At 59.2% G+C, this 23,122-nt stretch carries 43 protein-coding genes; 8 read left to right on the forward strand and 35 right to left on the reverse strand.

Features of this window, described 5'->3' with window-relative positions; all coding sequences use genetic code 11:
• A partial coding sequence (locus tag ABS78_RS22455; protein WP_293384991.1) for a TonB-dependent receptor plug domain-containing protein occupies positions 1 to 334 on the reverse strand: 334 nt, incomplete at its 3' end.
• A 294-nt stretch (positions 335 to 628) separates the two neighbouring features.
• On the opposite strand from ABS78_RS22455, the gene queC reads away from it, so the two are divergent.
• The 3 genes from queC to ABS78_RS22470 are packed head-to-tail and all read left to right on the forward strand — an operon-like array spanning position 629 to position 2,400.
• On the forward strand, positions 629 to 1,354 hold the full coding sequence (gene queC, locus ABS78_RS22460; RefSeq protein ID WP_293384994.1) for a 7-cyano-7-deazaguanine synthase QueC: 726 nt from the start codon (positions 629 to 631) through the stop codon (positions 1,352 to 1,354).
• Complete coding sequence (queE, locus tag ABS78_RS22465) at positions 1,351 to 1,983, forward strand: 7-carboxy-7-deazaguanine synthase (protein ID WP_293384997.1); 633 nt, start codon at positions 1,351 to 1,353, stop codon at positions 1,981 to 1,983. The genes queC and queE overlap by 4 nt, the downstream gene beginning before the upstream one ends.
• Before the next feature lie 45 nt (positions 1,984 to 2,028).
• Entirely contained in the window at positions 2,029 to 2,400 is a 372-nt protein-coding gene (locus ABS78_RS22470; RefSeq protein ID WP_293385000.1) for a 6-carboxytetrahydropterin synthase, read from the forward strand.
• 15 nt (positions 2,401 to 2,415) lie between these two features.
• On the opposite strand, the gene ABS78_RS22475 is transcribed toward ABS78_RS22470, so the two are convergent.
• The 4 genes from ABS78_RS22475 to ABS78_RS22490 form a co-directional block, all read right to left on the reverse strand.
• A complete protein-coding gene (locus ABS78_RS22475) occupies positions 2,416 to 2,916 on the reverse strand; it encodes a response regulator (RefSeq protein ID WP_293385003.1) in 501 nt (166 codons plus the stop codon).
• Between the two features lie 175 nt (positions 2,917 to 3,091).
• On the reverse strand, positions 3,092 to 4,222 hold the full coding sequence (gene aroC / locus ABS78_RS22480) for a chorismate synthase (protein WP_293385005.1): 1,131 nt from the start codon (positions 4,220 to 4,222) through the stop codon (positions 3,092 to 3,094).
• Positions 4,223 to 4,289: 67 nt separating this feature from the next.
• A complete protein-coding gene (locus ABS78_RS22485) occupies positions 4,290 to 4,634 on the reverse strand; it encodes a hypothetical protein (RefSeq protein ID WP_293385008.1) in 345 nt (114 codons plus the stop codon).
• 87 nt (positions 4,635 to 4,721) lie between these two features.
• Entirely contained in the window at positions 4,722 to 5,282 is a 561-nt protein-coding gene (locus ABS78_RS22490; protein ID WP_293385011.1) for a hypothetical protein, read from the reverse strand.
• A 137-nt stretch (positions 5,283 to 5,419) separates the two neighbouring features.
• Between ABS78_RS22490 and ABS78_RS22495 the strand changes: the two genes are divergently transcribed.
• Positions 5,420 to 5,596: a YegP family protein gene (locus tag ABS78_RS22495; protein WP_293385014.1), complete on the forward strand. Its 177-nt coding sequence runs from the start codon at positions 5,420 to 5,422 to the stop codon at positions 5,594 to 5,596.
• Here the strand turns inward: ABS78_RS22495 and arfB are convergent.
• Complete coding sequence (gene arfB / locus ABS78_RS22500) at positions 5,593 to 5,937, reverse strand: alternative ribosome rescue aminoacyl-tRNA hydrolase ArfB (RefSeq protein WP_293385116.1); 345 nt, start codon at positions 5,935 to 5,937, stop codon at positions 5,593 to 5,595. The two genes, ABS78_RS22495 and arfB, sit on opposite strands and share 4 nt — an antisense overlap.
• A 41-nt stretch (positions 5,938 to 5,978) precedes the next feature.
• Here arfB and ABS78_RS22505 point away from each other — a divergent pair, with 41 nt between their 5' ends.
• From ABS78_RS22505 to ABS78_RS22515, 3 genes are read left to right on the forward strand one after another with little or no spacing between them, the layout of a single operon-like run.
• Positions 5,979 to 6,194: a hypothetical protein gene (locus ABS78_RS22505; protein WP_293385017.1), complete on the forward strand. Its 216-nt coding sequence runs from the start codon at positions 5,979 to 5,981 to the stop codon at positions 6,192 to 6,194.
• A gap of 14 nt (positions 6,195 to 6,208) precedes the next feature.
• On the forward strand, positions 6,209 to 7,906 hold the full coding sequence (locus tag ABS78_RS22510) for a recombinase family protein (protein WP_293385020.1): 1,698 nt from the start codon (positions 6,209 to 6,211) through the stop codon (positions 7,904 to 7,906).
• Entirely contained in the window at positions 7,899 to 8,357 is a 459-nt protein-coding gene (locus ABS78_RS22515) for a MucR family transcriptional regulator (protein ID WP_293385023.1), read from the forward strand. Before ABS78_RS22510 ends, ABS78_RS22515 begins: the two co-directional genes overlap by 8 nt.
• Before the next feature lie 65 nt (positions 8,358 to 8,422).
• On the opposite strand, the gene ABS78_RS22520 is transcribed toward ABS78_RS22515, so the two are convergent.
• The 24 genes from ABS78_RS22520 to ABS78_RS22635 all read right to left on the reverse strand — a co-directional run bounded on the left by ABS78_RS22520 (position 8,423) and on the right by ABS78_RS22635 (position 19,421).
• On the reverse strand, positions 8,423 to 8,833 hold the full coding sequence (locus ABS78_RS22520; RefSeq protein ID WP_293385026.1) for a hypothetical protein: 411 nt from the start codon (positions 8,831 to 8,833) through the stop codon (positions 8,423 to 8,425).
• Positions 8,834 to 8,859: 26 nt separating this feature from the next.
• On the reverse strand, positions 8,860 to 9,168 hold the full coding sequence (locus ABS78_RS22525; RefSeq protein WP_293385029.1) for a hypothetical protein: 309 nt from the start codon (positions 9,166 to 9,168) through the stop codon (positions 8,860 to 8,862).
• Positions 9,168 to 9,431 carry a hypothetical protein gene (locus tag ABS78_RS22530; protein WP_293385032.1) on the reverse strand — a complete coding sequence of 88 codons (264 nt, stop codon included), beginning with the start codon at positions 9,429 to 9,431 and terminating at the stop codon, positions 9,168 to 9,170. The genes ABS78_RS22525 and ABS78_RS22530 overlap by 1 nt, the downstream gene beginning before the upstream one ends.
• Positions 9,432 to 9,597: 166 nt before the next feature.
• On the reverse strand, positions 9,598 to 9,894 hold the full coding sequence (locus tag ABS78_RS22535) for a hypothetical protein (RefSeq protein WP_293385035.1): 297 nt from the start codon (positions 9,892 to 9,894) through the stop codon (positions 9,598 to 9,600).
• Entirely contained in the window at positions 9,894 to 10,223 is a 330-nt protein-coding gene (locus ABS78_RS22540; RefSeq protein WP_293385038.1) for a hypothetical protein, read from the reverse strand. The genes ABS78_RS22535 and ABS78_RS22540 overlap by 1 nt, the downstream gene beginning before the upstream one ends.
• Positions 10,224 to 10,317: 94 nt before the next feature.
• Positions 10,318 to 10,713 carry a hypothetical protein gene (locus ABS78_RS22545; RefSeq protein WP_293385041.1) on the reverse strand — a complete coding sequence of 132 codons (396 nt, stop codon included), beginning with the start codon at positions 10,711 to 10,713 and terminating at the stop codon, positions 10,318 to 10,320.
• Between the two features lie 533 nt (positions 10,714 to 11,246).
• Positions 11,247 to 11,741, reverse strand: coding sequence for a hypothetical protein (locus tag ABS78_RS22550; RefSeq protein ID WP_293385044.1), 495 nt, complete (start codon positions 11,739 to 11,741; stop codon positions 11,247 to 11,249).
• 322 nt (positions 11,742 to 12,063) lie between these two features.
• On the reverse strand, positions 12,064 to 12,399 hold the full coding sequence (locus ABS78_RS22555; RefSeq protein ID WP_293385047.1) for a hypothetical protein: 336 nt from the start codon (positions 12,397 to 12,399) through the stop codon (positions 12,064 to 12,066).
• The gene (locus ABS78_RS22560) at positions 12,396 to 12,755 is read right to left on the reverse strand and encodes a hypothetical protein (RefSeq protein WP_293385050.1); all 360 of its coding nucleotides are present in this window, start codon (positions 12,753 to 12,755) and stop codon (positions 12,396 to 12,398) included. Before ABS78_RS22560 ends, ABS78_RS22555 begins: the two co-directional genes overlap by 4 nt.
• 97 nt (positions 12,756 to 12,852) lie before the next feature.
• Positions 12,853 to 13,149 (reverse strand): hypothetical protein, encoded by a 297-nt coding sequence (locus ABS78_RS22565; protein WP_293385053.1) that lies wholly within the window; start codon positions 13,147 to 13,149, stop codon positions 12,853 to 12,855.
• Positions 13,146 to 13,931, reverse strand: a complete 786-nt coding sequence (locus ABS78_RS22570) for a hypothetical protein (protein WP_293385056.1) — start codon at positions 13,929 to 13,931, stop codon at positions 13,146 to 13,148. The genes ABS78_RS22565 and ABS78_RS22570 overlap by 4 nt, the downstream gene beginning before the upstream one ends.
• Positions 13,928 to 14,311 carry a hypothetical protein gene (locus ABS78_RS22575; RefSeq protein WP_293385059.1) on the reverse strand — a complete coding sequence of 128 codons (384 nt, stop codon included), beginning with the start codon at positions 14,309 to 14,311 and terminating at the stop codon, positions 13,928 to 13,930. Before ABS78_RS22575 ends, ABS78_RS22570 begins: the two co-directional genes overlap by 4 nt.
• On the reverse strand, positions 14,304 to 14,633 hold the full coding sequence (locus ABS78_RS22580; RefSeq protein WP_293385062.1) for a hypothetical protein: 330 nt from the start codon (positions 14,631 to 14,633) through the stop codon (positions 14,304 to 14,306). The genes ABS78_RS22575 and ABS78_RS22580 overlap by 8 nt, the downstream gene beginning before the upstream one ends.
• On the reverse strand, positions 14,626 to 14,784 hold the full coding sequence (locus ABS78_RS22585; RefSeq protein WP_293385065.1) for a hypothetical protein: 159 nt from the start codon (positions 14,782 to 14,784) through the stop codon (positions 14,626 to 14,628). Before ABS78_RS22585 ends, ABS78_RS22580 begins: the two co-directional genes overlap by 8 nt.
• Positions 14,785 to 14,895: 111 nt before the next feature.
• Positions 14,896 to 15,144: a hypothetical protein gene (locus ABS78_RS22590; RefSeq protein ID WP_293385068.1), complete on the reverse strand. Its 249-nt coding sequence runs from the start codon at positions 15,142 to 15,144 to the stop codon at positions 14,896 to 14,898.
• Entirely contained in the window at positions 15,141 to 15,416 is a 276-nt protein-coding gene (locus ABS78_RS22595) for a hypothetical protein (protein WP_293385071.1), read from the reverse strand. Before ABS78_RS22595 ends, ABS78_RS22590 begins: the two co-directional genes overlap by 4 nt.
• Positions 15,409 to 15,708, reverse strand: a complete 300-nt coding sequence (locus ABS78_RS22600; protein ID WP_293385074.1) for a hypothetical protein — start codon at positions 15,706 to 15,708, stop codon at positions 15,409 to 15,411. Before ABS78_RS22600 ends, ABS78_RS22595 begins: the two co-directional genes overlap by 8 nt.
• Positions 15,708 to 16,406 carry a hypothetical protein gene (locus ABS78_RS22605; RefSeq protein ID WP_293385077.1) on the reverse strand — a complete coding sequence of 233 codons (699 nt, stop codon included), beginning with the start codon at positions 16,404 to 16,406 and terminating at the stop codon, positions 15,708 to 15,710. Before ABS78_RS22605 ends, ABS78_RS22600 begins: the two co-directional genes overlap by 1 nt.
• Positions 16,399 to 16,563, reverse strand: a complete 165-nt coding sequence (locus ABS78_RS22610) for a hypothetical protein (RefSeq protein ID WP_293385080.1) — start codon at positions 16,561 to 16,563, stop codon at positions 16,399 to 16,401. Before ABS78_RS22610 ends, ABS78_RS22605 begins: the two co-directional genes overlap by 8 nt.
• Positions 16,560 to 16,736: a hypothetical protein gene (locus ABS78_RS22615; protein WP_293385083.1), complete on the reverse strand. Its 177-nt coding sequence runs from the start codon at positions 16,734 to 16,736 to the stop codon at positions 16,560 to 16,562. The genes ABS78_RS22610 and ABS78_RS22615 overlap by 4 nt, the downstream gene beginning before the upstream one ends.
• The gene (locus ABS78_RS22620) at positions 16,733 to 17,224 is read right to left on the reverse strand and encodes a hypothetical protein (protein ID WP_293385086.1); all 492 of its coding nucleotides are present in this window, start codon (positions 17,222 to 17,224) and stop codon (positions 16,733 to 16,735) included. Before ABS78_RS22620 ends, ABS78_RS22615 begins: the two co-directional genes overlap by 4 nt.
• On the reverse strand, positions 17,224 to 17,655 hold the full coding sequence (locus tag ABS78_RS22625; RefSeq protein ID WP_293385089.1) for a hypothetical protein: 432 nt from the start codon (positions 17,653 to 17,655) through the stop codon (positions 17,224 to 17,226). Before ABS78_RS22625 ends, ABS78_RS22620 begins: the two co-directional genes overlap by 1 nt.
• Positions 17,656 to 17,716: 61 nt before the next feature.
• The gene (locus tag ABS78_RS22630) at positions 17,717 to 17,902 is read right to left on the reverse strand and encodes a hypothetical protein (protein ID WP_293385092.1); all 186 of its coding nucleotides are present in this window, start codon (positions 17,900 to 17,902) and stop codon (positions 17,717 to 17,719) included.
• A 994-nt stretch (positions 17,903 to 18,896) separates the two neighbouring features.
• On the reverse strand, positions 18,897 to 19,421 hold the full coding sequence (locus tag ABS78_RS22635; RefSeq protein ID WP_293385095.1) for a hypothetical protein: 525 nt from the start codon (positions 19,419 to 19,421) through the stop codon (positions 18,897 to 18,899).
• A 174-nt stretch (positions 19,422 to 19,595) separates the two neighbouring features.
• Between ABS78_RS22635 and ABS78_RS22640 the strand changes: the two genes are divergently transcribed.
• Positions 19,596 to 19,928, forward strand: coding sequence for a hypothetical protein (locus tag ABS78_RS22640; RefSeq protein ID WP_293385098.1), 333 nt, complete (start codon positions 19,596 to 19,598; stop codon positions 19,926 to 19,928).
• Between the two features lie 160 nt (positions 19,929 to 20,088).
• Here ABS78_RS22640 and ABS78_RS22645 read toward each other — a convergent pair whose 3' ends face one another.
• The 5 genes from ABS78_RS22645 to ABS78_RS22665 form a co-directional block, all read right to left on the reverse strand.
• Positions 20,089 to 20,409, reverse strand: coding sequence for a hypothetical protein (locus tag ABS78_RS22645; protein ID WP_293385101.1), 321 nt, complete (start codon positions 20,407 to 20,409; stop codon positions 20,089 to 20,091).
• 49 nt (positions 20,410 to 20,458) lie between these two features.
• Positions 20,459 to 20,710, reverse strand: a complete 252-nt coding sequence (locus ABS78_RS22650; protein ID WP_293385104.1) for a hypothetical protein — start codon at positions 20,708 to 20,710, stop codon at positions 20,459 to 20,461.
• Positions 20,707 to 21,432, reverse strand: a complete 726-nt coding sequence (locus ABS78_RS22655) for a LamG domain-containing protein (RefSeq protein WP_293385107.1) — start codon at positions 21,430 to 21,432, stop codon at positions 20,707 to 20,709. The genes ABS78_RS22650 and ABS78_RS22655 overlap by 4 nt, the downstream gene beginning before the upstream one ends.
• A complete protein-coding gene (locus tag ABS78_RS22660) occupies positions 21,429 to 22,835 on the reverse strand; it encodes a hypothetical protein (RefSeq protein WP_293385110.1) in 1,407 nt (468 codons plus the stop codon). The genes ABS78_RS22655 and ABS78_RS22660 overlap by 4 nt, the downstream gene beginning before the upstream one ends.
• Positions 22,832 to 23,122 (reverse strand): hypothetical protein (locus ABS78_RS22665; protein WP_293385113.1); only part of this gene is annotated, 291 nt, incomplete at its 5' end. The genes ABS78_RS22665 and ABS78_RS22660, both read right to left, overlap by 4 nt.

The following is a 23,122-nucleotide window of genomic DNA, read 5'->3' on the forward strand; positions in this document are numbered from 1 at the left end:
CCAGGACCGTCGAGGTGGTGAACAGGCCGTCGATGTAGATCGACACCGCCCCGTCCACCGCGTGGACGTTGGTGAGGCGGCCGATGCCCCGCATGCTCGCCCGGTCGTTGGACGACTGGTAGACGAAGCCCGGCGTGAAATTGGTCAGGTCCTGGACCGTGCTGATCCCGACCATGTCGCGCTGCTTGCTGGTGAACGCCGAGATGGCCACCGGCACGTCCTGCAGGCTCTGCTCGCGCTTTTCAGCCGTGACGACCAGTTCCTCGATGATGTTGGAGCCGGCGGCCTGCGCCCAGACGGGCGTCGCCATCGACGAGATCGCTGCGGCGGACACGCCAACAGCCAGCAAACTCCGAAGAGTGCGGGTATCCGACATACTGTTCCTCCCAGGGCGGCCGGGCTCTTATCTGGCCCGTGGTCGCCATCACGCCGCGTGACGCGTAGCCTGCGGGAGGCGGCGCGCCCCCGTTCAGCTTCGGTCAAGCTCGCTCCGCTGCGACGAACTGTCAACGCACGCTGGTATGCAAAGCCAAACGCCGTAAGGGATCGTGGCCGCACTGTGGCGCCGGAGACAACGAAGTTTCCCCTAGGTCGCCCCGCGCTTCCTTCTTCGGCGGCCCTGGCCCATATGGGGCCGATGACCGATCAGGCCCTCGTGCTCTTCTCCGGCGGACAGGATTCCACGGCGTGTCTCGCCTGGGCCCTGGCGCGGTACGGGCGGGTGGAGACGCTGGGTTTCGACTATGGCCAGCGGCACGCGGTCGAACTTGCGGCGCGCCAGGCGGTGCGGGCGCGAATCGCCGCGACATTTCCGGCCTGGGCCGCCCGGCTGGGCGAGGATCACATGCTGGACATCCGCAGCTTCGGCGACATCGCCGAGACGGCGATGACCGCGGAGCGCGCCATCGAGATCACCGAAAAGGGCCTGCCGTCCACCTTCGTCCCCGGTCGCAACCTGGTGTTCCTGACCTACGCCGCCGCCCTGGCCGACCGGCGCGGGCTGAACGTGCTGGTGGGCGGCATGTGCGAGACCGACTACTCCGGCTATCCCGATTGCCGGCGCGAGACCCTCGATGCGGTGGAGCGCGCCCTGAACCTGGGCATGGCGCAGGCCTTCCGGATCGAGACGCCCCTCATGCGGCTGACCAAGGCGCAGACCTGGGCCCTGGCCAAGGGGCTTGGCGGAGAGCCCCTGGTGGCGATCACGGTCGAGGACAGCCACACCTGCTATCTCGGCGAGCGCGGGACGGTTCAGCCCTGGGGCCACGGCTGCGGGACCTGCCCGGCCTGCGAGCTGCGCCGCCGGGGCTACGAGGCCTGGGACGCCGAGGGGCGTCCGGAGCTTCTCCCATGAGCTATGCCGTCAAGGAGATCTTCCTCACCCTCCAGGGCGAAGGCGGTCAGGCCGGTCGGGCGGCCGTGTTCTGCCGTTTCGCCGGCTGCAATCTGTGGAGCGGGCTGGAGAGGGACCGGGCGAAGGCGATCTGCACCTTCTGCGACACCGACTTCGTTGGCATGGACGGTCCCGGCGGCGGTCGGTTCGCCGACGCCGGGGCGCTGGCCGCGGCCGTCGAGGCGGCCTGGGGCGGCGGCCCGGGCGACCGGCTGACGGTGCTGACCGGCGGCGAGCCGCTTTTGCAGGTGGACGGCTCCCTGATCGATGCCCTGCACGCGCGGGGTTTTTCGATCGCACTGGAAACGAACGGCACTCTGGCGGTTCCCGATGGAATCGACTGGATCTGCGTCAGCCCCAAGGCCGACGCGCCGGTCGTGCAGACCTGCGGCCAGGAGTTGAAGCTGGTGTTCCCGCAGGAGAAGGCGCCGCCCGAGCGGTTCGAGCGCCTGGATTTCGAACGCTTCCTGCTGCAACCGATGGACGGCCCCGATCGCGACGCGAACACGCAGGCGGCGATCGCCTATTGCCTCGCCCACCCCCGCTGGCGTTTAAGCGTCCAGACCCACAAATACCTCGGCATCGCCTGAGGCCTCATTCCGGCTTCAGGGCCGTCGCCCTTCCCGATACCTCAGATGACGTCACCCACGTTCGAGATCACCAAGGCCGCCACCTTCGACGCGGCCCACTACTTCGCCGACGGGCCCGAACACCGGCCGTACCGGAACCTCCACGGCCACTCGTTCCGGGTGGAGGCGACCGTACGCGGCCAGCCGCAGGAGCCGGTGGGCTGGGTCGCCGACCTGGCCGACCTCGAGAGTTCCCTGAAAGGCGTGGCGGCCGAACTGGACCACGGCCTGCTCAACGAGAAGCCCGGCCTGGAGCGGCCTACGCTCGAGCACATCTGCCTCTACTTCGCCGAACGGTTGCGGCCGGCGTTTCCGGGGCTGTCGCGGGTGGTGGTTTCACGTCCCACGATCGGCGAAAGCTGCGCCCTGAGCCTCTGACGGCCTCTTACAGCCTCAGGCGGACCTGGATTGCCTGTCGCTCTCGCGCCGGCGGGGTCCGTCGTAGGCGGGATCGACGCGACGGCGGCGATCGGGTCCGAAGTAGTCGCCCGAGCGGACGAACGGGCGCGGATGTTCGATCGCCTGGTGCAGGCGCTCCACCACGACCCGCGCGGTGAGCGGCTTGGTCAGGAACTCGCTGACGCCGGCGTCGCGCGCCTCGTTGACCCGCGCGAAGGTCGAATGGCCGGTCACCATGATCACGGGCGCCAGCTGATTCGGGCTGTCGGGCGAGTTGCGCAGCAGGCGCACGAAATCGATCCCGTCCAGCGGCTGCATCGACAGGTCGGTCATGATGATGTCGATCGGGTGGTCCCGCATCATCTGCAAGCCCTCCGCGCCGTCGTTGGCCTCGTAGATGTGAACCACCCCCAGGGCGCGCAGGATCTCGGTCAACAGCACCCGCATGTGGTGATTGTCGTCCACCAGCAGGATTCTCAGAAGGTCGTAGCGCAATGTCGCCGTCGTGGTCTGCGGAGGCGGTGCGCGGCCGGATACCGGGCCGCCGGAACCGTATTGTGGATAGGGTGACCCGCGTTACGCGGTCAATCGAATAGCGGGCGCCCGGAGGCGAAAAACGCCTTCTGATCAGAGTGTTGGCGCACGGCAGGGATGATCCGCCGCGTTCGGCTCAACCGCGGGGTGGTCCCGGCCGATGCGCGCCCCCGCCGGTCTGGGCCCGGTGGCGCAGAAAGGCGTCGGCCAGCACGCAGGCCACCATCGCCTCGACCACCGGGACGGCGCGGATGCCGACGCAGGGATCGTGGCGTCCCTTGGTGCGCAGGTCGATCTCCTGTCCGGACTCGTCGAGGCTGCGACGGGTGGTGAGGATCGAGGAGGTGGGCTTGAACGCCACCCGGGCGGTGACGGACTGGCCCGTCGAAATGCCGCCCAGGACGCCGCCGGCATGGTTCGACAGGAAGATCGGCCCGTCGTTCCCCATCCGCATCTCGTCGGCGTTCCCTTCGCCCGACAGGGCGGCGGCGGCGAAGCCCGCGCCGATTTCGACGCCCTTGGCGGCGTTGATCGACATCAGGGCGGCGGCCAGCTCGGCGTCCAGCTTGCCGTAGAGCGGCGCGCCCCAGCCCGCGGGCACGCCCACGGCCTCCACCGCCACCACCGCGCCCGTGGACGAGCCGGCCTTGCGGACCGTCTCCAGATGTTCCTGCCACACCGGGACGATGCCGGGGTCCGGCGCCCAGAACTCGTTGTCGCCGGTCGCGGCGAAGTCGATGCGGTCCGGGTCCACGGCGTGGGGACCGATCTGGACGACCGCACCGCGGATCGTCACGCCGTCCAGGATCTTGCGGGCCACGGCGCCGGCGGCCACCCGCGCGGCCGTTTCCCGCGCCGACTGACGCCCTCCGCCGCGGTAGTCGCGGACCCCGTACTTGGCGAAATAGGCGTAGTCGGCGTGGCCGGGCCGGAAGGCGGCGGCGATCTCGGAATAGTCGCGGCTGCGCTGGTCGACGTTCTCGATGATCATCGAAATCGGCGTGCCGGTCGTCACCTGGCCTCCCGACCGCTCGCGGATGCGCTCGTCCTCAAAGACGCCCGAGAGGATCCGGACGGCGTCCGGCTCCTGCCGCTGGGTCACGAACTTGCCCTGGCCGGGGCGGCGCCGGTCCAGCCACGGCTGGATGTCGGCCTCGGTCAGCGGGATTCCGGGCGGACAGCCATCGACCACGCAGCCCAGCGCCGGCCCGTGGCTCTCGCCCCAGGTGGTGACGCGGAACAGGTGGCCGAAGGTGTTGTGAGACATGGCGCAGGCTCCATAGCCGCTTCGCCCGCCGATACCAAACGGCCAGGAAGCTTGCGCGACGAGCGGCTCAGACGCGGATGTCTACCCGCGTGCCCAGGCCTCGCAGTTCGGCGCGGGCGCGATCCTGAGCCTGGCGCGTGCGCAGCGAGATTTCGGCCATGATGCCCGCTTCGGCGCGGATGCGGTCCTGGGACGACATGCCGTAGAGCCCGCGCATGTCGAGGCCGCGTTCGGCCATGATCTGCTGGCGAAGCTGTTCGCGGGCGCGGGACGAGTCGGTGGGCGGGGCCACCGGCGGGGTCGCCGACACGGCGAAGGCCTCGGCGGGCGCGGTCGCGGCGTCCCGGCGCGCGACCACGGCCGCGGCGGCGGCATAGGCCGCCGGCCGGGAGGTTGCGCCAATCTGGGTCACGCTGAAGCTCATGAATCGCCAGGGCGCAAAGGCGGCGCCAGGACCTGCACAGGGCGCGCCGGGCGTGGGGCCCGGACGGACGGCTGGTTACATCGTCACCGGGACGGTGCGGCCGCCGCGCACATAGACCCGACGCATCAGGGCCACCGTCGCGCCGTCGGGATCGCCGACGGGCCGGGCGATGGTGATGGCGTACCAGCCGCCGTCGGGCAGTCCGCCGAAGGCGAACTGGTCGGCGTCGTCGCAGGTGGTGCGCTTCACGTACGGCCCGGCGTCGCCGGGCGGGGCGCTGGGCGTGCGGGCGCGCACCTCGTCGGCGGGCAGGGCGGCGCGGTCGGTGGAGCCGTAGAGGGCGGCCATCCGGCGCGCCGACCACGCGGTCTCGGGCGTCAGGACGACGGCCGCTCCGGCGCAGGTGTAGCGGATGACGCCCCGGCGGTAGGCGACCTTGCCGGCGATGATGTTGGCCCCGGCCCGCTGCGACCAGGCGAAATCGGGCGCCGAGAACGTCGGGCTGCCGGCGGGCGGCGGCGGGGGCGGCGGTCCTGCGCCCGGGGGCGGTGGACCCAGGCTGGGGGCGCAGGCGGTGACGAGGAAGGCGGTCGCGAGGGCGCCCGCAAGCGGACGGGAAAGGCGGGGGGCGTTCATGACGGCGCCTTTATAGGCGAAGGCCGGCGCCGGACGCCAGCGCCGGACGGCGCCGATCGGCAGGCCGACCGACAGCCTTGACCGCGCCATGGCGTCGGCGGCTATGTTGTCCGCCCGACCAACGAAGGAGGCGTGCGGTGGCGCACAAGTTCGAAATCTACAAGGACAAGGCCGGCGAGTTCCGGGTCCGGTTCAAGTACAACAGCGAGGTCATGTTCTCGACCGAGGGCTACGCCTCCAAGGCCAGCGCCCAGAACGCCATCGACAGCATCAAGAAGAACGGCCCGGAAGCGCCGGTCGAAGACAACAGCTAATCGTCGCCGCGCGGCCGTCCGCGCATCGCCTTCACCGACGACCGCTTCGACTTGCCTTCGAGCCGTTTCAGCTTCGAGGCGTAGGTGGGTCTGGTCTTCTTGCGAGGCGGCGGCGGTGGCCGCGCCGCCTCGCGGACGAGGTCGACCAGCCGCGCCAGTGCGGCCTGGCGGTTCAGCTCCTGACTCCGGTGCTCCTGAGCCACCAGCACCAGGACGCCGTCCAGCGTGAGGCGGCTCCCCGATAGCCTGTAGAGTCGCGCCCGCACGGGTTCGGGCAGGGCGGACGACAGCCGCACGTCGAAGCGCAGTTCGATGGCGGTGGAGACCTTGTTTACAGGCAGGCCTAATTCGCGGGCTCACAACAAAAATGTTGGAGCACACGATGACCTGTATCTACGGTTTCGAAAAACCCAAGAGATTCAGCACCAAAATCACCAGCGAAGGCGTCACGAGCATCGGCACAGCCGATACGATCAATGAAGTCTTAGAGAATATCAGCCATTTCGTAGGTGGCTTTCTTCAGGATCGGGACGCGGCGATCAGTCGGTTCGAGATCGAAATTCAGGACCGTCACCAGACGGAAGGGGGAGCCGCGTAAGCGGCTCTTTTCGTATGGTCAAAGCCTATTCGTATATTCGTTGGTCCACAGATCGACAAAGTTCATCGGACAGTTTACGGCGCCAGCGTGAGCTATCCGCGAAATATGCCGCCGATAACGGCCTCGAACTCGATGAGAGCCTGAAAGACGAAGGTGTTTCCGCCTATCACGGCAACAATCGGCGTAAGGGTGATCTCGGCGTTTTCCTCGAACAAGTTGAAACCGGTCTCGTGGAGCCGGGAAGTTACCTTCTGGTGGAATCGCTGGACCGGGTTTCGAGAGAGAACATCGTCGAAGCCCAAACGCTGTTTCTTCGGATCATCAACGCCGGGATCACGCTGGTGACGTGTCTGCCATCGCGGCAAACCGTTTACAGCAAGGAAGCCATCAATCGAGACCCGACCCTGATCATCATGGCGGTGTTCGAGATGATCCGGGCCAACGAGGAATCCCGCCACAAATCCGTTCGCGTCAAAGCCGCTCGGGAGAAAGGGCGAGAGCGAGCCCGATCCGCTGGCGTCACCTACACGCGGAACTTACCCGGTTGGATCATGCTCGATGAGCACGGCAAGCGGGTCCTGAATGGTCGCGAAATTCTGGTTCGTGAGATTTTCACATGGCTCGCTCAGGGCATCGGGCGGCACAAGATCGTCAACATGCTCAACGAGCGGAAAGAGCCCGTGCTTCGGCCCCACAAGGAGGGGCGGATCAAAACCGGGCCGCAGGGCTGGCACGCCAGCCACATCCACCATCTTCTGCATAACAAAACGGTGTTGGGTGTGATGGTCCCTAATCTCGTCACATGGGTAGACGGGAGGCGGATCAGGACGCCTCTCGAACCTATCGAGAACTACTACGAACCCGCTATCGACGAAGACCTGTATTGGAAAGCCCACGCCGCGACGGCCAAGAACCACATGGGCGTTGGCCGGAAGGGCAAGCGGTTCAACAACCTCCTGACCGCTGGCCTCACCCGCTGCGATGTGTGCGGCTCGCACATGAACTATCAGGACAAAGGGGCGAAGAGCGTCCCCAATCTGGTCTGTTCAGCCGCCGTGCGGAAGCTGTGTTCCAACACGACGAAATATCGCTACAGCCGGTTCGAATACGCGATCCTGAATCTGGTCTCTGAAATCCGAGTCGAACAACTCAAGCCGGTCGAAGATCGGACCCTTGAAATCGACCTTGCGGCCATGCTGCGGAGACGCGACAGCCTGCAATCTGAGATCGACAACTTTTATCGAGAGATGGGCGAAGGCTTGAAAGGCCTTGCGGCTCAGATCGCCAAACGGGAAACCGACAAGGAACGATTGGAGGGCGACATCGAGAGCCTTCGAAAGACCATCGCCAGCCGGGCCGTCGCACCGACCATCCAAGAGCACTTGGCCTTCGTCCAGAGCGTCAAAGACGCCATGCGGGAAGGCACGGAGGAAGAAATCTACACCAAACGGGCACAGCTTGCCCGAGCACTTCGAGACATCATCACCGATGTGCGTTTCGATCCCGATGGGTACGCCGACATCATCGTTCTGAACGGGCTGGCCAACTACCGCATCGAGGCTGATGGCACGATCAGGACCGCAATGGCGCCGAGCTACGCACCGAATTCGACCTTCGTCCCCGATTTCCTGCCGAAACACGAACAGGACAAACTTCGCCGCACGATCCAAGATGTGCGGAAAGACCGACTCACAGGAGAGACCGTTGGCTGAGAAATCCGAAATCATCGAGATGACCGCAGACATCGTGTCTGCCTACGTGGGCAACAACACGGTCGCGGCCTCGGAACTCCCGAACCTGATCAAGTCGATTCATTCGGCCATCGCGGGCGTGAGCACTGGCCAGACTGAAGAGCCTGCCGCTCCCCAAACCCCGGCGGTCTCCATTCGGAAATCGATCAACCCGGAATATCTGATCTGCCTCGAAGATGGTCGGCGGTTCAAATCGCTGAAGCGTCACCTTCGGACGAAATACAACATGTCGCCGGAGGAATACCGGGCCAAATGGGGCCTGCCGAAAGACTATCCGATGGTCGCTCCCTCTTACGCAGCCGCCCGGTCGGCTCTCGCGAAGCAAATGGGCCTCGGGCAGGGTGGTCGTCAGGCTGCGAAAGCTCCGGCCAAGCGTGCCCCTCGCAAAGCCGCCACGCCTCCGGCGGAATAAATAAAGTCGATCCCAATATCCTTAGTTCTGAAATCCATGAGGCCCGGTCGAAAGATCGGGCTTCTTCATTTGTGGCTGATGGTGTTGATCTCACCACCCGAATAGCAGTCGTGCTTGATCGCCGCTCGAACCGCTTCTTCGGCACTGGCGCCCATCGCCATGGCTCCCAAAGCGAACTCCGACCCGCTCCCAATGGCATAATATTCCGCTCCACTCAGACAGATGCCCGTTTCCTGAAGCACATAGATTTTGCCATCGGGCTCGATCATCACGCCCATGCTGTTCTCTTGATCCTTTGAAGGGAGTGGCGGGCCAATTTTCCGCTTCTTCTTCGGCAGATCGGCCCATTGCCGAAGGTCGTAGAGGTAGGTCGCATGGCCAGCCCCGCTGACCAACGTCCCATCCCAGCGGCGGGCAATCTTCATGACGTGGCCAACGCGAGTGCCGTTGATGTTCTGAAGCGTGTCAGCGGCCATTATCCCGGCTCGATAGGCTATCGTGGTCACTTGCCGACCCTCCGCAGAGGCACGACGACTTCCGGGCCGTTCTCGCCAAGGCGTCTGACTTCGGCGACACTGGCGAACTCAGCGACCGTGAAACGATCCGTCTCGAACTGACGGTTCAGACGGCTGGCGAGGGTCTTGGCCAAGCCGGGATTGGCGAACAGCGTGCGAAGATATTTCCGTTGGTTGAAAGCCGTATCCACGAGGTTGATCACCCGCCCGTCGTAGACGACGGCGAACACGCCTTCCCCGGCCACGACGTTGTAGCGGTCATCCTTGATCAGGAGTTCAGGAGCGATCCGAGCCATTACGCCATCCACCCCTGAATTTCAGGACACGGCGGGATCGGACCACAGCCAAACCGGCGGGTCAGAGCCCGCACCAACGCGATGTTGGAGTCGTCGGCCTTGATCAGCCAGCCATCGACCAAGTTCTCTCGGGTGAATGGCCAAGCCATCCCCTGAACGGTCTCAACCCAATGGCGGGCATCGGCTTCCTCGAATTTGTCGGCGAACTGAATCAGCCAATATTCAATCGGCTCAGGTGTTACGCGAGTATTGGTGATCTTCATGCAGATATTTAGCAATAAACGTCGCTGTTAATGCCTCAGACGAAAAGAGGCCCCGCCGGTGAAGACGGGGCCTTAAGTGGCAAAGCGACAAATGCAGATGCGTGATGGCTGACCACGCATGTTCAAATTATTCGGTCAGGTGATCGGAAGTCAAAATTAATCGAACCTACCACTGCCACCACATTCTGAACTTCAGTGCCGCCGTCTCATCTGAGAAAGAGAACCGCCGTCTTACGAAGGGTTTCCCGGCTTGGCTGAGCGGTTGAACAAATCGATCAGGAATGATTCCGTTTTCTTCACACCAAGCAAGTGCTGCATTCACGTGCTTGATGGCGTCGTATGCAATCTTTTGGCCATTTTGTTCTTCACACCACTCCATGAAATCGAAGTGGTGATTCCCGTCATCATTGAAGTATTCGATCTTCGTGGATGGCTTTATGATATCCGGCAATCCGTTCCACATCAGCAGAAAAACAGCTTGAACTTCGTAGCCGCAATGGGATCGACGAACGTGAACGTGGCCCCGCTGATGTCGTCGATCTCCACGCTGTTCTTTTCAATTTTAGCGTTCGGGTCGTTTTGAAGAACCCAATCCTGAAGCTCGAAAACGCGTTCAGATGTTTGATAGATCGCACAGAATGTCAGGGGAAATTTTTGGTAGATTTTGGGCTCCGGTATGTCGGCAGATTTGAACATCGCACTCAACGGAACAAATGATGCCGAGTTCGCGAGTGAGCGGAAACTGTCGGCCAACGGGGTCATCTGGTATGAACGGGTGACTGTGATCGACATCAGGTGTCCCACCCCGCCAGTTCGCCTGCCACCGTGGCAGACAGTGTTTTGTGAGCCGATGGGATGGGACGCCTGATGTCGGCGGGGGCGAGCTTCATGCCTCACCCTTCGCCATCATTTCCGCAATGTCGTTGGCTTCCTTACGGAGACGCAGATAGGTGTCGTCGCCGAGTGCCCGGCGGACCATGGCTGTGAACACCGTGCGGAAATGGGCTCCGTGGCTCTGATCGCCCGATTTCAATTCCGTGAGGGTTATCGGCTTCGGGCGTAGCTCGCGGCGGCGGGCGGCCACCATCTCGATCATCCGCTGAACCGTGCTGCGGTCTTGCGGATCGACCTTCCGCTCAGCCAGCAAGCCCGTCAGGAAATGATGGGCGGCGTAGGCCTTTGCCTCAGTGTCGATCTGATCGATTGGGCCAAATTGCTTTTTGAATTCTACGAACGCATCGATGAATCCGTTGGTGTCGGAACGTGGCTGAGTAGTCTTCATCGCAAAATCACTTCTGAAATTTCTCTCTCGACAGAGACGGGGTAGCCATCGCGGTCGTTAAGGTTAAAAAGGGGGCTCCCCCTCTTAGGGGAGGGTTAACCATACTATACTTAGAACGACTTGCGAATATTCAAATGACTATTGAAGAAGGGGATGCAGGATATTCATCCTGATCTCATAGTGCTCGCGACTATAGAGTCATCGTGCATCAATAGTCTGTGCCACTGTGGGCCGTGATAATTCTGCCACACTTAACAACAATGAGCAGAGATGCTACAGAAATCTCGGGCCGACCTTACCGCAACTGCGGGTAGTGGAATATAGGCCGCCAATTTCCGATAATCGATATTAGGCGATGCGACCAAAACAGTCTAAGTGACTGTAATCATTACAGTATTAGACTGTTTGGCAGTCGTGCTGTCACGATCTACACAACCGCTACGAGTCCACAACATATAGATGGCCTCATAGAGCGAGCCTATACAGGGCCGTTAACTTGACAATCTGAGAATATGTGATCCAGATCGTGGCTGTCAACTGTCGTCCCGTTCTGAGTCACTTTCGTTAGGGTTATCAAACATGGTTAACGGGCCAGAGGAATCGCCAGACAGTGGAGGGACGATCTCACCGGGGCGGTGCTCGATGGCTTCGACATCCACGGCATCATCGCGGCCATGGTCAAAGCCCTCGTAGATGATACGGACGGTCTTGTTCTGGTTGCTATCCTCACGGCCCAAGGTGGGCAGGAGACGTGACAGAACATCGCCGTTGAACTTCTGCTTCTGAGCATCGGGCGTCGTTTTACTTGACGCCATCACTATAGCGTAGATTAGCGGGTTGTAGCCCAAGTGCTTACAGATTTGTGCGGGAGTCATTCCGTCGCATTCGTCAGTAAAACGGGAGATCAACGCCATCTGATCAGACCATGCGTTGCTACGTTCGGCGACCTTCTTCGTCGTCTGACCTTTACGCATACCTGAGTTGGCTGGCTTACTACTGCCGGGTTGGAATCCTTTGACGCCCTTCACTTACACTCTCCAAGTATAGGCCCAAGTATTCGCAAGCATAGTATAGCTAACAAATATGGTTAACGGGCCAGAAATAATGCAAAAAAATGCATTTTGGAGTATTTATTCGCTTGACAAAGAAAAATTTGGCGCCCATTTCGGCGTAAATATCGGATGCCAGAAACATCCGAAGCCCGTCGATTGAGGGTGGCTGCACAGTTGGCGGCACTGCCGACGCGGAAACGTCAGCCCCGAACCCGACACATCATCCTGAAACCGCAGCCAGCGGCTAACGAAGTCTCGAATGAGGTTGCGACCAACGTTGCAGCCACCTCAGTTCTGATCAACGATCCTTACTGAAATCTACGACCAAATTGCCATGCTTACCGAGCGAGTGTCGGCAACGACCGCACAGAACCTTCGTGGTGACGGGCATCACCATTACATCCATCAGGCAGTTCGGGCAGGCTGCGGTTCGCATAGTGAACGGTAGCCAGAACATCCCGAGGAACCCTGCGAGGAAAAATACCAACGCCACCGGCGGGATGAGGATCGTCACCATGCCGAGGCTCATGACCGCGAAGGCGAGGCCGATCCCGACGAACGGTGACCGCTTGGTTTCCGAGGCAGGGTAGAGCTTCCCGTTGATCTCGATTTCGGAGATTGGTTCGCACTTCATGCGTCGGCTCCCTTGCAGGCCGAAGAGTAGATTTCTTCGAATGCTTCGCGGCTGATCGTATTGCGGTCGTTGATGACGGCTGTGGTCAGATTGGTATGTGGATTGGCTGAGCCCACGAGGCGACGCTTACCGATGTATCCACCGAATGCGTTCTTGGCGTTCACGCGTCCACAGACGTAGATTTCTTCGTGATCGGGGAAACGAACGGCTCGCATATCTGAGAACACCGCTGACTTCGGATCGCTCAGATAGTGGTTGAGCAATTCGCCTTTCACGGCTTCGATTGCTCGTTGGTCTTCGATCTGGCTGCATCCGCATAGTGTTACTGCGGTGAATGCCAGCAATAGGTTTCGCACGACTTACCTCCATTCATTAGCAAAACTTCCAATGCTAATGTCGTAGGCGTGGTATCGGGTCAAGTATCAATGATTTTGTTGTAGTTAATGCCAACCTCTATTCGAGGCGGTATGGATCGGATTCGATCTCGACGGCTGATAGCGGGTTTGAATGCCCGTTTGTTTTGTGTGACCAGCACGTCTTGAACCATGTAGCGTCTGACTCTTTCACCACAACGCGACGAATTGGACTTGGTATTCTGTCAAGATGCTTGCGACGGACCATGCAATAGGTCCCTAACATCGGAGTTTCCACTTCCGGCAATACGGCGAACGCAGTCTCTTCGACTTTCTGCCAGTCCGCTTCCGTCATCTCATCTGAGCGGAAATCGAAATTGATGAACTTCTCGCTCATTTCCATGACCTTCTGTCTGCGTGATAGGTCATGTGGACTGCTGGCTTTGGGTCTGCGGCTTCCCATTCCTTCTTCGTCATCCAAATTGGTGCGTGGCCGAACTCGGCTTCGATGTGGGTGAGATCGGAGGCTGTCAGGGCTTCGGGGATGCGATCCGTGATGGGTTTGTGGTCCGTGATCTCGAACCAGCCCTGTGAGAGCCCGTAGAGCCCGTAGACGAGGTGATCGAACGTCTCCCACGTCAGATTGCTCAGGAAGGCTGGGAAGGCCGCTTTGAAGGCCTGTAGGTGGTCTCTGCGGTATGTGGGCGGGTCGTAGAACCAGAAATACGGAAAGGCCGTCTGTGAGCCCGTCAGGAGCCCGCTGGCGGCCATCAGGCTGTTGTAGGCGTGGTTGGGCGTGGAAACCCCTAAAAGCCGCCCGTAGGCCTTCTCTGCGGCTTCCATGGCCTCGTTCGTTGTGGTGACGATCTCCGTCTCGGAATCCACGCACATGACGTGCTCGAAGCCCTGATCCATGGCGTGGAACAGCCCGAGGAATTTCTTCGCGTTGATGATCCCCTTGGAGTGGGGATCGAAGGGTTGGCCTGTCTCTTTGGCGATGGCTTCGCACGAGATCACGTCTACGCCGGTGAATTCGCGGGTGGCGGGGAGCAATTGGGATCGCTCGTGGTCGTTGGTCGCGGCCACGATGATCGGGATTGTGCCGTTGGCCGACCGGAGGAAGTTCGAGAGATGCCTAAGCTTCGGTGGATGGCATGGGATCAGGATGGCGCCGGTCATTGGTAGCGGTGTGGGTTCCGGCGTTCATACTGGTGCGGCTTGGGGATCGCCTGCCGGTGTTTCGCTGGTGGCTCGAACATCGTGGCCACAGAGGCTTCGATTGCCCGCTGAGCGATGTCATCGATGATGAACCGCATGCAGTCTGCGAGGTTTTCAATCGCCCCACCCAATGCATCGAACGAAATCTGTTCTTTGATCCGCTCGCTCCAAAAAACCTTGAAGACGGTCGCGTAATGGGAGTCGGCGAACGTCAGGGTTATGTTGAGATCGGATGAGAACCCGAATTCCCTTTGATTGGAGGGGATCGAGGATTTCGCGAGCCAATCCTTCACCTCTGTCATGAGGTGGTTCGGGATATCGAAGGTCAATGCGTCAGTCATCGCAGTCACCCGCGAGATAACGCATCCGTTCTTCCTTCGTGTATTCGGTCCAGTGTTCAGGGAACATTGGATCGATGTATTCCGGGCCTTCGCCTCTCAGCACGCCGTAACGGCCATCATAGAACCAGTCGCCAAGACGCGGCTGGCGACGCAGTAGGTCCCATTGGGTCCAGTGTTCGGGCGGTTGGATGCCGTTCTGAAGGGCGATCCGGTGCTGAACTTCTTCCTCGGTGAGGTAGTGGCCGATCTCCGACATCACCGGACGGGCGTCGAGATAGCCCCTTCCGGGTTCGAAAATGTAGCGGGGTCCGTAATCAGTCACTCTTTGGCTTTCTCAAATCGACCACAATGGGATTGGCCAACTTGAAGAGAGCGGCTTCCTTGAGGTTCTTGAAATATTTAATCCCGATCAGTTTCGGTTCGCCTTTGAACCGGTCATCCATGATGCCGAACAGGATATTGATCAGCGGCACGGGTTCATCGACCAGAGATCGGAGTGAATTCGAGCTATTGCTTCGGGCGGTCTTATCGGAGACCCAAACCTCGTAAGTGATCATGTTCGTGGCGTGCCCCAAATACGGGCGTTACGGTAGCGTTTCATTTGCTTTCATTTCGGCGAGACGTGCTTTCTCGGCGTGATCGAACCACCATTTGAACTCGGGATGTTCGCGGGTCAGTTCGAGAAAGCTCGATTTGATGGGTTCGAAGACTTCAGGCTTCTCACGGCAGATCGCCACAGCCTCGTAGACCGACGTGCGAACGGGAGTGGTCAACCCGCCCTTCACGCCAATCATCCGAGCCATGGCGACGAAATTCAGTTCGGCACGGGTCATGGCTCAACCCGCTCCATCGTCACGACGCCAGCGTGCTTCATCTTGTAGATGAGCATGTCGGATTCTTTGGCGAAAGTCTTCGTGCCGATCAGAATGGAGTCGCCCTTCTTAATCGGCTTTGTAATCGCATCCTTCTTCATGCTTGTGTCGTCTACATACTGAGCGTCACAGAATATTAGAACCTCACGCAGAGGCACATCGCCGCCATCGTATACGGATTTCGCCCTCTCAAAACGAAAGTCACCATCCATGTAGATGTTGAACTTAAGCATCTGCATCGCCTCCCGCGTCATCGTCTGGACGGATCAGGGTTCGCATGATCCTGACGAACTCAGTTTGTTGACGCACGACACGCTCATAATCACGGACTTTCCGAAGATACATTGTCCGCTCAACGCCAGTGCTTTTCTCCGCACATCGTGTTTTGAAAACGATCTGTTCTTCAGCGTTGCTCAGTAGCTTCTCGTGGTAGGCGAGCATGCCCGCTGCGGTGTCGATCACCGGCGTTTGTTCCATGAGCCCGCCCGGCGCCACGGCTTTGTCGGTTCCTGTGGTCCAGCCCATCATTCGCCTCCCGCGTCATCGTCTTCGGGACGGTCAGACCACAGCACACATGAATTCGCCGGTGGGTTGGCTTCGAGATAGGCCAAAATCTCTTCGTCAGTGGCGTAGGTCTTCAAACCCTCCGCATCGTCTTCACGGTCGCCGGGGTGAGCGTAGCGAGCCAATATCTCTTCGAGGGTCGGTGGTGATTTCTCGCCCTTGATGAACTTTACCAGATCGTGGGCCGCTACATCTGCCACGACCATTCGGCTATCGGCGCCATAGGACTCGCCCACGATCTTTTCGACCATGGTTTGAAACCACCGGCGGCAATCTTCCCAAGACGGTTCAGCCGAAGCCTTCGCGGCGGCAAGCTCGGCACGAAGCTTGTCAATTGTCTCTCCGCAGTCTTCCTCTACCGCGTGCATTTCCGCCTTTAGTTCAGCAATTTCTGCACGCTGTTCAAAGATGATCTTCAGAGCATCCGAGGGCGGCTGTTGAGCGGCTTGGCGGATTTTGATCCGGCACAGCACGACGGCATGGTCATAGCCTTCCTGCCACTTCGTTTGCTCGCGTTCGGCGAAATGCTCGATGACGGTCGCGGCCTGAGCTTTGTAGAACTCTGCCAGCGATGTGCCTTGCGGGTTGGCCTTGGCATGATCGCGAGCGGATTGGGCCAGCATGTCGGCCACGGTGGTGATATCGGTGCGGCTACTCATCGTTCGAGCCCTCCCGCTTAAGCGAGGCGAGCAACACGCCGTCCGCATCGAAAACCAACAGCGTGTCATTCGCGTATTGGAAATGATCGGCTCGGCCAGCCTTCGCCACCTGACCGGTCCATTGGACATGGACGGGGCGTGTGGCTGGCTTGCTCATGCCGCACCTCGCTTCTCGCATTCGATGATGCGACGCAGCAGCGGCCAAACGATCTCGTCATAGACGCGGATCGTCAGTTGCTCAGGGCTCCAAGCCAGTTCTTTGATGGCGTCTGTCAGCATCTCTTGGAGCAGAGTGAGCGTCAGGGTTTCGTAGGTGATCTCGCTGTTCATTGAGCACCGCCAAACTGCATTTTCGCCATGACGGCGGCGTTCGGGTTGTCGGTGGAGATCAGAACTCCATCCATCTCGTAGCCATGCTGGTTCTTCGAGTATTCAACTCTGTGACCAATCGGCGACACAACAAATCGTGCCTCCGAGAAATTCTTCTCGAACCAGTTACTCACGGTGTGGTTCATTTCGAGGAAACCCTTGAAATCCTTCTCGCAGTGAGTTGAAGAGAAAGAGTGCTCGTAGAGCCCATGCGACGCGGGAGAGTTGCTCATCGGAATGAATGTAATGGCGAAATGAATTTGCTTCTCGTCGTGCTTAGGCACATCGAAAGGACGGCTCTTCCGCTCAATCTCCCAATCTTCAAGCTTAGCTCTGATCATTGCACCGCAAATTCCGAAGCAAGTAATAGCCCCTACTGCGGTGAAAGTGCCGAGCGTTGCAGTGGAAAGCAAATCGGCCCACTGCGAAATGGTTGCGGGCAACTGCATCACTTACGCCCCTGACGACGGCGAGCCTTTCGGTTCAGGCCTGCGTTCTTCATGTCTTCGAACGGTGTAGCGTCTGCGACGGAATAATTCCCCGAACTGCCGCCTTGACCCAACGCTTCTTCAGTTTTGTCGATGACGTATTGCGTCAGTAGAAGAAGAGTGGCCTCAGAGAACAAAGGGATCAGCCCATTCGGAGAATTCTCAGCGAGATTGACGGCAGTCGGATCGCTCAGAGCGATAACCTGACCATCTTCCGTCTGAACTTTCGTGCCGGGAGCCAGAATGACCTTTCGGCCCATAGGGAAATCCGCTTGCACGAGGTTCGGGATCACTTGCTGAGCGTATTGCTCCACAGTGCTCTGCACAAACGACTTGGTAGGTGTGGGTTCGACGAAGGAACCATCCACCTTGGGTTCAAATGTATACTGCACTTCGAATGCCTTAAGTAGTTGATGCTCTTAATTTACCAGAGCAACGAGTTGGATCGGTATATTAATCGACGGGTGCGAACATCTCTTGGAGCACTTCCATAAGCCCAATGGCCTGTTCTTCAGTGGCTCCGTGTTCGAGGCGGAAATACATGATCAAGTCATCATAATCCGCATCGGGGTGTTCCTTGGCGAATTGCTCCAAGTCATCCAAGAACAAATCAAGAGATTGGTTGTCTGCGATATCCATGAGTAGGACTCCGTGAGGTGTTCTCTGAGTCCTATCTGAGCGGGATTTTGGATGTCGATATCTTTTTCGCTCGTGCAACAGCCAACTTCCTCGCTTCGCTCGAAGTCGTCTGTCGCTCTCGTAATCTGCTTCTCTACGTGCTCGCCTTAGCTCGCACTTCGCTTGCAGATTACTCAGCGGTTGATTGAAGTGGTTCGTTTGAGATGAATTATTTGTGTTCAAAGGAGCGAAGCGACCACTTTGGAAAGCGAAGCTTTCCTCTCATGCGGTAATCGCGGAGCGAAATGTCGCTTTTCTCCCCCTCGGAATTCCTCAAACAAATATTGAAGAACCCGAAGGGGAGATCGTTGCTAAGTATGCGTCCAAACGCCTCGCTTAGCCGTTCGATAAGTCACTTGCTTCCATTACAGTTGCAGCGGGCGGTTTCCCTAAGACCCGCATTCGCGACCCAATCTCTGACCGAAGTCAAAACGGTTACGGCTCTTTCGAGCCGAGCACTCACACACGGCACATCGAAGAACCGTAGTGAGCCGACAGTTGCCAAATTGAACAAGGCAGTGCTGTCGTCTTTTCGTAGCCATTCGCCTTTCGGCAATTCTGAGGGGCCGTTACTTCCCTAACCACCCGCACCACTACGTGCCTTGTGTCGGTGGGGAATGTCCGCCTCTTAGGTGCTCTCCCGTGGTCCGGTATGCATTCCCGGCTTTGACCGCTGGCGGCCTGTGATCCACTTGCAGGCGGGGTAACCCTTCGACATCACGTCGTAATCCCCTGAGCTATGTTCTTTGCCAAGACGGGATTTAATGGCGCCCGACACGCCGTCGTAGTAGTAGTTATCGTGGGGACAAAAAGAAAAACCCCCACTTGCGGTCACAAGTGAGGGTTCCTTAAGGGAGATGTCGCCCCATGGCAGATGCTACATCTCAAAACCGGTGAACTCGTGACCGCGAATTCGATAGACCTATTTAGGCATAGGCCCATCGAATACTCAATATTATTTTGGGGTCTCGCTGAAGTCTCGGATCAGATGCTTGATCGCGTCCCTGTAGAGAGCCCGCTTATGGGCCATGGACGCCAGCTTGCAGGGTTGCCAGTGGCCCTGAACCTCTGAGGCGTAGACCCATCCGAGCGTGATCGTATCGCCGGAGTCGGGATCGGTAAAAGCCAGAAGGATGATGTCGGAGGGAGAGGGAGCTTTGACGATGCGATCCCAATGGGCCGCTGTCCAACTCTCATAGGGGCCATCGAACGCGGCCATCTTGCAGGTTTTGACGTGGAGCTTGTGGCCCTGCCATCCGGGCCGAAGGGGACAATCGGGATCGTCTACGATGTCTGGCGCCGAGGCGTCGGCGGCTGGAATGTCGAAGTCTGGTGATCCGCCGGTGACGGCCATCCAAGCCAACTCGGCGTATTTGCCCATTTTCGCGTGGGCCAAGCGGTTGGGGCCGATGTCGCCCCTGCGACCTGAGCCGCTAAGTCGTTCTTTCTCGACATATTTGTCTGCGAACCAATCTACCAACAGGCGATCTTCTGGTTCGGGGACCCATAGCGGATCGAGAATCGGATTCGGGACGGAATTATATTGTGTAGGCCCTTCGGCAGTAGACAGATTGTCGATGCTAAAGGGCAGCGTAGTTTCGCACATGCTGCACCTAAATATTCGTGTTGATACGAATATTTAGCAAGGAACGTCATGAAACTGCCCTCGTTTAAGCCTCTCGCGGGCGGTCTGAAGAAACTCCCGACGTTCGCGTTTGCTCTGATGCTGGGCTGTGCGTTCGTGATTACCGCGTTCGTTGTCTGGTATACGATAATTCTCGGCTACATGCCTTGGCCGGAGTCGGCGGCTGTGCCTCGGGTGAATGCTCTCGCCGTGGCCCTGTGGATTTTCTGTGGTGGGATAGTGCTGACGCTGGCGACCCTTGCATTTGGCAAGATCGAGAAAGTCAGTGTCTCAGGATCGGTTGTCTCGGGAGAAATCGAGTTTCGGGATGAGCCAGAACAGCCCGCCGACGATCCGAAATAAATTGGTATATGGGGATCGATCAACTATATTGGTGTTCGTATCCTACTGCGTCAAAGATGGGGAGACGTGAAAAATCCATCCACGGCTTCGCACCCGTGATCCTTGAGTGAAATAGGTTGTTGATCTTAAGCCCCGCCGGATTCGTTCGGCGGGTCTTTTGTTATTTGAACAATGAGAGGAATTGTTCGGCGAACCATCCGCAGATCGTTCCGAGAACTGTAGCAGTTCCCACGATGATCGACATGGCGGCTCCACGAGCCCCGGCGGATTTGTTGGACTCGCCTTCGAGCTTGGTCAGGCGGGTCGAGTGATCGTCAACACGATCTTCGAGTGAATTGATCCGGCCATCTTGATTGTTGAGTTTTTCGCCAACAAGTTCACGCAGGCCTGTCAGAACAGTCATGTTCTGATTCTGGTTGGCGTCAATTTTCGCGTTCAACAACGCAATCTGTGCAGCCGTAGTCAGCTTTGGTTCACTCATTTCCCACTCTCAACTTAAGCGGGAATATCCCACGCTTTCACTCGAATATTTATGCTTGGGGTGGGCGTGGGTAGCCAGTCTCGGCGATGCTCTGAAGCTCTTCAGCCGTCAGATTTTCGACGGTCCAGCCCTGCCGCCACACGCCGTTTTCGAGAACCGGAATGGTAGCGATTACGCGAGTGGTTTCCGTCGCCTCGGGTTGTTCATCCACGTATACCGGCTTGCAGCCTTCAATGCCCGGCGAAACCGGGTATTGAAGAACATGGTCGCCCTCAACAATAGCGTAGAAAATCGTGCTCATTGGGTAGCCAAGCCTCGTTGTGGTGGCGTGAAATTACTCAGATAGCGAGCGGCTTTGGTGATCGCGAATTCGTCGATGGCTCCACGAATGCTACGATTCGAGAAATATGCTCCACCGATGCGATAGGCGTTCGTCTGAGTGAAATTGCTGGTGCAGGTTTCCCATTGCCAAGGTTCCCCAAGAGCAGGGTTCTGGCGGCTGGAAAGAATCCCATTCACGAAGATCGCGGCGAGGCCAGATGAGCGGACCAATGCGATGTGATACCATGTATTCAGACTGATCGTGCTCGAAGGAACGCCGCAGTAGTAGGTGTTCAGACCAGCGAAATCGATGCCGCCTGCCGTGGTCAGATAGATGCCAAGGCCGTTGGCGCCGGTGGTCCCGACTTGAAAGAACGTCTGGTTGCCCGCCGCTGACGCATGGCTGATTTTGTAGAGCCATCCTTCAATCGTGAAATCGCCGGTCCCAAGCTGCTGAGAAGAGTCATACGTCGTGGTCTGCTGACACTGGCCAACGCCACCATTGATGTCAGGATATTGGGCCGCATTCCCATAGCGACCGGGCGTCGAATAGGTGATCTGGTTCGTGGTGATCGTGCGAGCAAACGTCGAGTCATCAACCGCAGCCTCACCCTTGAGCATAAGGGTGACTTGGCTCCGGTAAGGATCGAACGGACGATTGTAACCAGCCGCCCGGCTCAGGGCTTTGTGAAGCTGGCTCATGCGACGTTGGCCATCGCGATCCCGGCGGAATAATTCACCCCGGCGTTGCGGCTGCTAAAGACAGCAATGACTTTGCGATTCAGGACGTTCGGAACGACCGGAGACACGTCGCCATCCCAGCCGGTGTTGGCCATGTAGGTGACGCCCCGCGTCGTGCCGTCTGAGATGAGTTCGACCGTAAAGCCGAAAGCTCCGGTGGCCGGTGCGTTGTTTGCAGTGATCGCCACGTTCGAGGTGACGTTGATCACGAAATACGAGCCCTGAGACAGGTCCAGATTGACCGCGTTCGCCACCGGCGAAAGGGTCACAACCGTTTCTGTCGCACCGGGGCGGATCGACGTGGCCGGGATGCTTGTGGCGTTCGAGATCGATGTAATGCGACCCTTGGAGTCGACTGCCAGATTCACGAGGCCGTAGTTGCCCGCCGCCACGCCGGTGTTGGCCAGCGTCAGGGTGACAGCCGTCGTGCCCGAACCCGAAGCATCCCCGCTGAGCGTGATCGTCTGGTTTGCCGAGATCGGCGTGAAGCCGAGGGCAGTGGTCACATCACCCGAAGACAGGCTCTCGCCAGCCGTGATGCGGCCTTTGGCATCCGTGGTGACCTTCGTGTAGGTCCCCGGTGTGACGCCGGTGTTCGTTAGATTGAAAATCGGAATAGGCGTGTTGGCGAACGAAATTAGACCAATATCACCGCCTGCGGCGATAGTGCTAACCTGCGATGCCGAAGTGATACGACCTTTCAAATCGGTGGTGAAGCTTAGTCCGAACAGCCCATATGTTCCCGCCGTCACCCCTGTGGTCGAGAGTGTGGTCAGGATATCGCCGCCGTCTTCGGTGATAGAGACATCACCGCCAATGAACGGCGTCGCTACGCCGTAGACGAGACCTTTTTCGTTCACGCCGAACGTCTTCAGAATGCCTTTGTACGCCCCCGGTGTGACTCCGCTGTTGGTCAGCGTTGTCTCGACTATCCCATTGGTCAGAGTGCCGGTAACGTCGCCGGTGAGTTCGGCAGACGTGATGCCGGAATTGCCTTGTGGACCTTGTGGACCTTGTTCGCCCTGAGCCCCATCGGCTCCCTGAAGGCTATCGAGCCATTCGTCAGGAGTCCCCGAGAAACCTTGTTCGACAGCCACGACGTAGGCGTTCGCACCATCCACGCCGATAGTACCGTTGGCTCCGTCCGCACCAACGACGTGACCCGCGTTTTGGGTGGTGTTGTCGCTGTAGGTGATGATCAGGTCGCCATCACCGTTGACCGTGGCGTCGTCGATGTCCCGACCGGGACCCGGCGGACCCTGTTCACCATTGGCGCCCGGCGTGCCGGGCGGGCCTTGGACCCAAGGGCCTTGCTTTACGGTCGGCTGAATGATGCCGGGTGTGACAATGGTAGGATCGCTCATCGGGAGACATCTCCCGTGACGGTGAAGTTCCCGGCCATGAAGGTGTAAGGCGGATAGGAACCCCAAGTGGCCTGAATGTCGTAGACCAGCGTGCCAGCGGGAAGCTTCTGGGCTTTGGTCAGAAGCTCTTCGTCCGAGCCGTCACCGGCGGGCCGAATGAGGAAGCTGGTGGAATTAGCGGTTGCGTTCGTGACGTGACCCCCGTTTCTCATCCAGTCGTAACGAGAGTCCTGGGTTGATCTGAGCCGTGCTCGGCGGGGGTTGCAAGAGGCCGGCGCGCGGAGACA

Origin of the sequence: Phenylobacterium sp. SCN 70-31, assembly GCF_001724605.1 — a bacterium.
GTDB lineage: Bacteria > Pseudomonadota > Alphaproteobacteria > Caulobacterales > Caulobacteraceae > Phenylobacterium.

What these genes read in the sequence shown, in the direction of transcription:
- queC (WP_293384994.1), top strand. Translation starts at nt 629, where the DNA reads ATGGGGCCGATGACCGATCAGGCCCTCGTGCTCTTCTCCGGCGGACAG.
- queE (WP_293384997.1), top strand. Translation starts at nt 1,351, where the DNA reads ATGAGCTATGCCGTCAAGGAGATCTTCCTCACCCTCCAGGGCGAAGGC.
- ABS78_RS22470 (WP_293385000.1), top strand. Translation starts at nt 2,029, where the DNA reads ATGACGTCACCCACGTTCGAGATCACCAAGGCCGCCACCTTCGACGCG.
- aroC (WP_293385005.1), bottom strand. Translation starts at nt 4,222, where the DNA reads ATGTCTCACAACACCTTCGGCCACCTGTTCCGCGTCACCACCTGGGGC.
- ABS78_RS22490 (WP_293385011.1), bottom strand. Translation starts at nt 5,282, where the DNA reads ATGAACGCCCCCCGCCTTTCCCGTCCGCTTGCGGGCGCCCTCGCGACC.
- ABS78_RS22505 (WP_293385017.1), top strand. Translation starts at nt 5,979, where the DNA reads ATGACCTGTATCTACGGTTTCGAAAAACCCAAGAGATTCAGCACCAAA.
- ABS78_RS22510 (WP_293385020.1), top strand. Translation starts at nt 6,209, where the DNA reads ATGGTCAAAGCCTATTCGTATATTCGTTGGTCCACAGATCGACAAAGT.
- ABS78_RS22520 (WP_293385026.1), bottom strand. Translation starts at nt 8,833, where the DNA reads ATGGCCGCTGACACGCTTCAGAACATCAACGGCACTCGCGTTGGCCAC.
- ABS78_RS22525 (WP_293385029.1), bottom strand. Translation starts at nt 9,168, where the DNA reads ATGGCTCGGATCGCTCCTGAACTCCTGATCAAGGATGACCGCTACAAC.
- ABS78_RS22530 (WP_293385032.1), bottom strand. Translation starts at nt 9,431, where the DNA reads ATGAAGATCACCAATACTCGCGTAACACCTGAGCCGATTGAATATTGG.
- ABS78_RS22535 (WP_293385035.1), bottom strand. Translation starts at nt 9,894, where the DNA reads ATGTGGAACGGATTGCCGGATATCATAAAGCCATCCACGAAGATCGAA.
- ABS78_RS22540 (WP_293385038.1), bottom strand. Translation starts at nt 10,223, where the DNA reads ATGTCGATCACAGTCACCCGTTCATACCAGATGACCCCGTTGGCCGAC.
- ABS78_RS22545 (WP_293385041.1), bottom strand. Translation starts at nt 10,713, where the DNA reads ATGAAGACTACTCAGCCACGTTCCGACACCAACGGATTCATCGATGCG.
- ABS78_RS22555 (WP_293385047.1), bottom strand. Translation starts at nt 12,399, where the DNA reads ATGAAGTGCGAACCAATCTCCGAAATCGAGATCAACGGGAAGCTCTAC.
- ABS78_RS22565 (WP_293385053.1), bottom strand. Translation starts at nt 13,149, where the DNA reads ATGAGCGAGAAGTTCATCAATTTCGATTTCCGCTCAGATGAGATGACG.
- ABS78_RS22570 (WP_293385056.1), bottom strand. Translation starts at nt 13,931, where the DNA reads ATGACCGGCGCCATCCTGATCCCATGCCATCCACCGAAGCTTAGGCAT.
- ABS78_RS22575 (WP_293385059.1), bottom strand. Translation starts at nt 14,311, where the DNA reads ATGACTGACGCATTGACCTTCGATATCCCGAACCACCTCATGACAGAG.
- ABS78_RS22590 (WP_293385068.1), bottom strand. Translation starts at nt 15,144, where the DNA reads ATGACCCGTGCCGAACTGAATTTCGTCGCCATGGCTCGGATGATTGGC.
- ABS78_RS22595 (WP_293385071.1), bottom strand. Translation starts at nt 15,416, where the DNA reads ATGCTTAAGTTCAACATCTACATGGATGGTGACTTTCGTTTTGAGAGG.
- ABS78_RS22600 (WP_293385074.1), bottom strand. Translation starts at nt 15,708, where the DNA reads ATGGGCTGGACCACAGGAACCGACAAAGCCGTGGCGCCGGGCGGGCTC.
- ABS78_RS22605 (WP_293385077.1), bottom strand. Translation starts at nt 16,406, where the DNA reads ATGAGTAGCCGCACCGATATCACCACCGTGGCCGACATGCTGGCCCAA.
- ABS78_RS22610 (WP_293385080.1), bottom strand. Translation starts at nt 16,563, where the DNA reads ATGAGCAAGCCAGCCACACGCCCCGTCCATGTCCAATGGACCGGTCAG.
- ABS78_RS22615 (WP_293385083.1), bottom strand. Translation starts at nt 16,736, where the DNA reads ATGAACAGCGAGATCACCTACGAAACCCTGACGCTCACTCTGCTCCAA.
- ABS78_RS22620 (WP_293385086.1), bottom strand. Translation starts at nt 17,224, where the DNA reads ATGCAGTTGCCCGCAACCATTTCGCAGTGGGCCGATTTGCTTTCCACT.
- ABS78_RS22630 (WP_293385092.1), bottom strand. Translation starts at nt 17,902, where the DNA reads ATGGATATCGCAGACAACCAATCTCTTGATTTGTTCTTGGATGACTTG.
- ABS78_RS22640 (WP_293385098.1), top strand. Translation starts at nt 19,596, where the DNA reads ATGAAACTGCCCTCGTTTAAGCCTCTCGCGGGCGGTCTGAAGAAACTC.
- ABS78_RS22645 (WP_293385101.1), bottom strand. Translation starts at nt 20,409, where the DNA reads ATGAGTGAACCAAAGCTGACTACGGCTGCACAGATTGCGTTGTTGAAC.
- ABS78_RS22650 (WP_293385104.1), bottom strand. Translation starts at nt 20,710, where the DNA reads ATGAGCACGATTTTCTACGCTATTGTTGAGGGCGACCATGTTCTTCAA.
- ABS78_RS22655 (WP_293385107.1), bottom strand. Translation starts at nt 21,432, where the DNA reads ATGAGCCAGCTTCACAAAGCCCTGAGCCGGGCGGCTGGTTACAATCGT.
- ABS78_RS22660 (WP_293385110.1), bottom strand. Translation starts at nt 22,835, where the DNA reads ATGAGCGATCCTACCATTGTCACACCCGGCATCATTCAGCCGACCGTA.